Consider the following 6,000-nt stretch of genomic DNA (forward strand, 5'->3'; position numbering starts at 1 on the left):
TTTAATTCCCCCTTAAGTTTATATTTAGTCTCTCTCAACTGTTATAACTGCATCTGGACACATAGTTGCACAATTTGCACATCCTATACACTTGTCTAAATCTGAAACAGTAGCTGGATTATACCCCTTATTGTTTATTGTAGTTGTGTCTATCTCTACAATTTTAACTGGACATGCATCTACACAAAGTGCACACCCTTTACAAAAGTCTTGGTCAAAAGTTACTTTTCCCTTAGCCATAAAATTAGCCTCCCTTGAACTGTATATATTTAAACCTCTTATTAAATCCAACATTCCCTCATGTATAATTTAACTGGGAATATTTCTCCCCTTAAGTTGTTTGGAAGTTGAGGTATCAAGCTTTCTAAACACGTGACATATCTTATAGGTATGCCCGTTAAATTTGAAACTTCTTTTATTAATTCATTTCCTTTTAAAATATCATCTACAGTAGTTTCTCTAACTAAATGTGTATTATTAACAAGTCCTGTCACTTTAAGATTTGAAGTTTTTTCTATAGATTTAATGTGATTTATAACATCTTGTGCTGTTTGAGTTTTCTCTCTATTTGCATTTACTACACAAAACATATCATAATCATCTTTTTCTATTAAATGACTAAATCTTCCTAAAACTCTAGCTCCTACATCATCTCCACCTACATCAATTACATAATTATATTCTTTATCAGTTATTGGACTTGTAACTTGAGCAGATACTGCTGGTAAATCTAATGTAGTTGCTTGAACTGAACTATCTATTGGTAATATATCTTTAGACTGTAAAAAATCCCTTTTCTCCCTAGTTCTAAAATAGACATTTACTACATCTAAATCAGATATTGCAACTTTTGTATCTATAAGTTCCCTAAGACGTGTAACATAATTCATGGAAAACTCACTTTTACCACTACCATAGTGACCTATGATGATTCTAATTCTCTTGTCATTTACTATCATTTAATCACCTTTTTATAATGTATTAGCTATAGCTAGTTCTTTACCATAAACTTTAGCTTCTTCTTCATTTGATAAAACTCTAAGCCCCCCTTGAGCTAAAGCTATCATTTCATCTTCGCCAGGGTAAACCTTTACCTCAGCCACAAATTTAACCTTATCTATTATCATATTTGTAACCATCTTTGAATATGATATACCACCTGTTAATAAAACTGCATCAACTTCTCCATTTAAAACAGTTGCACAAGCTCCTATTTCTTTAGCAACTTGATATGCCATAGCTTCATATACTATTTTAGCTTTATCATTTCCTGCTTCAATCATAGCTTCTACTTCTCTACCATCATTAGTATTTAAGTATGCTACTAATCCACCATTTCCTTTTATTCTTTTCTTTATATCATCTTGTGTATATTCTCCACTAAAGCACATTTTAACTAAATCTCCAACTGGTAGACCTCCACTTCTCTCAGGTGAGAATGGTCCTTCTCCATCTAAAGCGTTAGCTACATCTATTACAGAACCCTTTAAGTGAGCTCCAACAGATATTCCTCCACCCATATGTGCTACTATAAAGTTACAGTCTTCATACTTCTTATTTAAATCTTTAGCAGCTCTTCTTGCTGTAGCTTTTTGATTTAAAGCATGGAATATACTCTTTCTAGTAATCTCAGGTATACCTGAAATTCTAGCTACATCATTTAACTCATCTACAACAACTGGGTCTACTATATATGAAGGTATGCCTACACTATCTCCTATTTCTTTTGCTATTAATCCACCTAAATTAGATGCATGTTCTCCTAAAACTCCTACTTTTAAGTCCTCTACCATTTCCTCATCTACACTATATGTACCACCTGTTATAGGCTTTAAAAGTCCTCCCCTACCTACTACAGCGTCTAAATCTGATACTTTTATTCCACCTTCTTTTAAGGCATCTTCTATTACTTGTTTTCTGAATTCAAATTGATCTGATATTTTTTCATATTTGCTTATTTCTTCCGAAGTGTGTCTTAGTGTTTTCTCAAATAATAATTCTTCATTATCAAAAACAGCTATTTTAGTTGATGTTGATCCTGGATTGATTGTTAAGATTTTAAATTTTTTCTCCATATTAAGCCCCCTGTATATTTATCAATTTAACCTTTTGCAGCCATTAAAACCCCTAATGCTATGGAATTTAACTTAGTTTCCTCACTATCCGCTCTAGAAGTTAATATTATTGGTGCTTTAGCTCCAACTATGATACCAGCATTTTTACTTTCAGAGAAAAACACTAATGATTTATATAGTATATTTCCAGCTTCTATATCTGGAGCCAAAAGTATATCTGCTTTACCTGCAATTGGATTATCTATTCCCTTATGTTTAGCCGCTTCTTCTGATACTGCATTATCTAAAGCAAAAGGACCTCCCACTATACATCCTTTTATTTCCCCATTTTTACACATATCCTCTAAATTTTTAGCATCTACTGTATCTGGCATCTTAGGATTTACTTTTTCCTTTGCACAGACTATTGCTACTTTAGGGATTTCTATATCTAAAGCATTAGTTACAACACATGCATTTTCTATAATTTGTTTCTTTGCTTTTAAGTCTGGCGCTAAATTCATAGCAGCATCAGTTATAAAGAAAAGCCTATCATATCCTTTAACATCAAATACCGCAACATGACTTAGTATATTCCCAGTTCTTAACCCCACTTCTTTATCTAAAACTGCTTTTAAAATTATTGATGTGTCTACTAAACCTTTCATTACCATATCTGCTTTACCTTCAGATACTAAACTTACCGCTTTTAAAGATGCCTTATCTAAGTCTTTTTCTTCTATTAATTCATATTCATTCAAATCTATATTTAATTCATTTGCTATACTTTTTGTTTTTTCTATATCTCCCACTAATATAGCCTTTGCTATGCCTTCTCTTTTAGCTATATCAACAGCTATTAAAACTTCCTTGTCTTGTGAACAAGCTACTGATATAGTTTTAGGACCCCTTTCCTTAGCATACTTAATTACATCATTAAAACTTCTCAATACGTCACCCCATTTTATATATAAAGTTTTTATGAAATTGTTTTCCTCTACATTTTTATCATATATCTAAAATAAAAAAGATGCAACAATAATTATTTATTTAACTTAGTAATTTTTGTTGCATCTTGTTATATTAATTTATATCTCTACTATTTGAGGGTCTATCTTAACTTCTTTAAAATCATATTTGCTTTTATATTTTATACTATATTTTCCTTCTCCTTTTGACTTATCAGTCATATCTATATAAAGTTGTATATCATCTTTACTTAAATCTTTAATTTCATCTGAATGTACAATAGTAACTTTTATATCATCCGGAACTTTACTTAAATCTAATTTTGCGTCTATGTTACTTTCTTTATTAAGAATATCTATATTTGACTTTGGTATAACAAATTCACTTGTTATATTTTTATCTACATCTATCTTAACACTTGAAATATTATCATTCACTTTTATTCCATTTGGAATATCAAGTCCAATATCAACACTGTTTACATCTTTTAAATCCTCTATTTTAACAGGTTTAGTACTTATAATATTTATTTTATCTAATACTTCTTTTTTTCCTTCTATAGTAATTTCATTTGGAGATAGTTTGTAATTTTTTATAATTTTTTCCCCTTCACTACTTCCTTCTAATTTTAATTTAACAGGAACTACTTTTTGTTGTAAGAACTTGACTGTAGCAACTACAAAATCATCTTCTAATTTTACATCTTCTACTTCATTTCCTGATTTGTCTACAGGCACCAATTTAACCTTAGTAGAAAAATCTTTTTCTTTTTTATCAACATCTACAGTTGCTTTTATACTAGTTACTTTATTAACAACACTTCTAGGTCCAGTAACATTTGCTGTTTTTTTACTAATTTCTATATTATCAATATTTATATTTGATTTTCCTTTTGTACTTACTTCTATACTTCTTTTTTCATCTACAACTTTTTCTAAATCTACGGTTATAACACTAGGTTTTATATCATACTTATTAACACGTTCCGGAAGATTAGCTTGTAGATATATAGCATTTTTCCCTTCCTTTGGATCATCTAATCTTCCATATATATATATATTATCTCTGTTTATAGTCCTAAGGCTAGATAGATTTGCTTTTATTGATATATCAGCTAATAATTCTTCTTTTGGATATATAGCTAATCCTCTATCTTCTAACATACTCATGTTTGTTATGGTTATAGGTATATTATTAAAATTTCTTATTTCCACCGGATCTTCTACTGTCATAACATATAACCATAAAACTAATGCACTTAGTAATGAGATTAACTTTATTTTAGTATTATTCTTTAAATTTTTTATCATCTAAATATACCACCTTTGAAAAAGCCTTTTTCTTGATTCTGATTACTAGATTTTAAATTGCTTCGTAATATATTAGTTAATCTTTCTTTAGTCATATTTCTATATAACTTTCCTGATTTAGCTATAGATACAGCTCCTGTTTCTTCCGATACTATTAGTGATAAGCAATCAGAAATCTCACTTACACCTATAGCTGCTCTATGTCTTGTACCTAAATCTTTACTTAAATCTTTACTCTCTGTAAGAGGTAAAAAACAAGCTGCAGCTTTAACCTTACCATCTCTAATTACAACTGCTCCATCATGTAAAGGAGTATTTGGTATAAATATATTTATTAATAATTGCCTTGATATATCTCCATCAATTATAGTTCCAGTATTTATAACTTCACCTATTTTAGTATCTCTCTCCATTATTATAAGAGCCCCTATTTTTTGTCTTGATAAAGAATATAAACATTCCACTATCTCTTCTATATCTTTATTTAGCATATCTTCTGTTAATGTGTAATTATTTTTACCTAAAAAGTTAAATTTAGTTCTACCTATATATTCAAGACCTGATCTAAGTTCTGGTTGGAATATTATAAGTACAGCAATTAATCCTACTGTTAAGGTATTTTCTAACATCCAATATAATGTATGTAAATTAAATATTTCACTAAGCTTTGTAGCTATTAATAAAAATAGCATACCTTTTAAAACTTGCTCTGCTCTTGTATCTTTTATAAATGTATAAATTTTATAAAAAATATATGTAACTATGATTATATCAACTAAATCTGGTATGCTCACATTCTTAGCTAAACTAATAAAACCTTGCCAAAAAGAATCTATATTAAACACAGTTTTGTCCTCCTGTTTGTAATACTCAAATCGTTTACAATATGTATTATACTATATTAATCCAGCTATATTCAATTTATAATATATAAAATATTTTATAATAAAAAAAGAGCCTCACTAATGTGAAACTCCTTTAAATGATTGGTGAGCGCACAGGGATTCGAACCCCGGACACACGCCTTAGAAGGGCGTTGCTCTATCCAGCTGAGCTATGCACCCACGATAGTGGAGCGGGAAACGAGATTCGAACTCGCGACTTCAACCTTGGCAAGGTTGCGCTCTACCACTGAACTATTCCCGCATATAAACTTGGCGACCTGGAAGGGACTCGAACCCTCGACCTCCAGCGTGACAGGCTGGCATTCTAACCAGCTGAACTACCAGGCCGCAATTGGTGGGATTAACAGGGCTCGAACCTGTGACCCCCTGCTTGTAAGGCAGGTGCTCTCCCAGCTGAGCTATAATCCCACATTTAATGGTGACCCATAGGGGAATCGAACCCCTGTTACCGCCGTGAAAGGGCGGTGTCTTGACCGCTTGACCAATGGGCCATTTAACCTAGCTACGTCCTACTCTCCCAGGCAGCTTCCCACCAAGTACCATCGGCGCTAAAGAGCTTAACTTCTGTGTTCGAAATGGGAACAGGTGTATCCTCTTTGCTATAATAACTAGATTAGAGTTAGTACTCTAAAAACCGCATATCATCTGTATGATTAAACAATTTTGGTCAAGTCCTCGATCTATTAGTATCAATAAGCTACATGCATTGCTACACTTCCACCTTTGACCTATCAACCAGGTAGTCTTCCTGGGATCTTACCC

At 31.5% G+C, this 6,000-nt stretch carries 6 protein-coding genes, 5 tRNA genes and 2 rRNA genes; all 13 read right to left on the reverse strand.

What is annotated here, in order from left to right:
* Positions 1-24: 24 nt before the first annotated feature.
* Positions 25-240: a 4Fe-4S dicluster domain-containing protein gene (locus ABFX13_RS08905; protein WP_346045092.1), complete on the reverse strand. Its 216-nt coding sequence runs from the start codon at positions 238-240 to the stop codon at positions 25-27.
* Between the two features lie 41 nt (positions 241-281).
* Entirely contained in the window at positions 282-959 is a 678-nt protein-coding gene (locus ABFX13_RS08910) for an ATP-binding protein (protein ID WP_346045094.1), read from the reverse strand.
* 12 nt (positions 960-971) lie between these two features.
* On the reverse strand, positions 972-2,075 hold the full coding sequence (gene buk, locus ABFX13_RS08915; protein WP_346045096.1) for a butyrate kinase: 1,104 nt from the start codon (positions 2,073-2,075) through the stop codon (positions 972-974).
* Positions 2,076-2,101: 26 nt separating this feature from the next.
* Complete coding sequence (gene ptb / locus ABFX13_RS08920) at positions 2,102-3,004, reverse strand: phosphate butyryltransferase (RefSeq protein ID WP_346045097.1); 903 nt, start codon at positions 3,002-3,004, stop codon at positions 2,102-2,104.
* A gap of 138 nt (positions 3,005-3,142) precedes the next feature.
* The gene (locus ABFX13_RS08925) at positions 3,143-4,333 is read right to left on the reverse strand and encodes a CdaR family protein (protein ID WP_346045099.1); all 1,191 of its coding nucleotides are present in this window, start codon (positions 4,331-4,333) and stop codon (positions 3,143-3,145) included.
* Positions 4,330-5,178, reverse strand: a complete 849-nt coding sequence (gene cdaA / locus ABFX13_RS08930; protein ID WP_346045102.1) for a diadenylate cyclase CdaA — start codon at positions 5,176-5,178, stop codon at positions 4,330-4,332. The genes ABFX13_RS08925 and cdaA overlap by 4 nt, the downstream gene beginning before the upstream one ends.
* Before the next feature lie 142 nt (positions 5,179-5,320).
* A tRNA-Arg gene (locus tag ABFX13_RS08935) sits at positions 5,321-5,397 on the reverse strand.
* 7 nt (positions 5,398-5,404) lie between these two features.
* Positions 5,405-5,479 (reverse strand) — tRNA-Gly (locus ABFX13_RS08940).
* Positions 5,480-5,488: 9 nt separating this feature from the next.
* Positions 5,489-5,565 (reverse strand) — tRNA-Asp (locus tag ABFX13_RS08945).
* Positions 5,566-5,570: 5 nt separating this feature from the next.
* Positions 5,571-5,646: transfer RNA gene (locus ABFX13_RS08950), tRNA-Val, on the reverse strand.
* A gap of 8 nt (positions 5,647-5,654) precedes the next feature.
* Positions 5,655-5,729 (reverse strand) — tRNA-Glu (locus ABFX13_RS08955).
* A 5-nt stretch (positions 5,730-5,734) separates the two neighbouring features.
* Positions 5,735-5,851, reverse strand: a 5S ribosomal RNA gene (gene rrf, locus ABFX13_RS08960).
* A gap of 50 nt (positions 5,852-5,901) precedes the next feature.
* Positions 5,902-6,000, reverse strand: a 23S ribosomal RNA gene (locus ABFX13_RS08965); the annotation flags it as partial.

The organism is Paraclostridium tenue, from assembly GCF_039521565.1.
Classification (GTDB): Bacteria; Bacillota; Clostridia; order Peptostreptococcales; family Peptostreptococcaceae; genus Paraclostridium; species Paraclostridium tenue.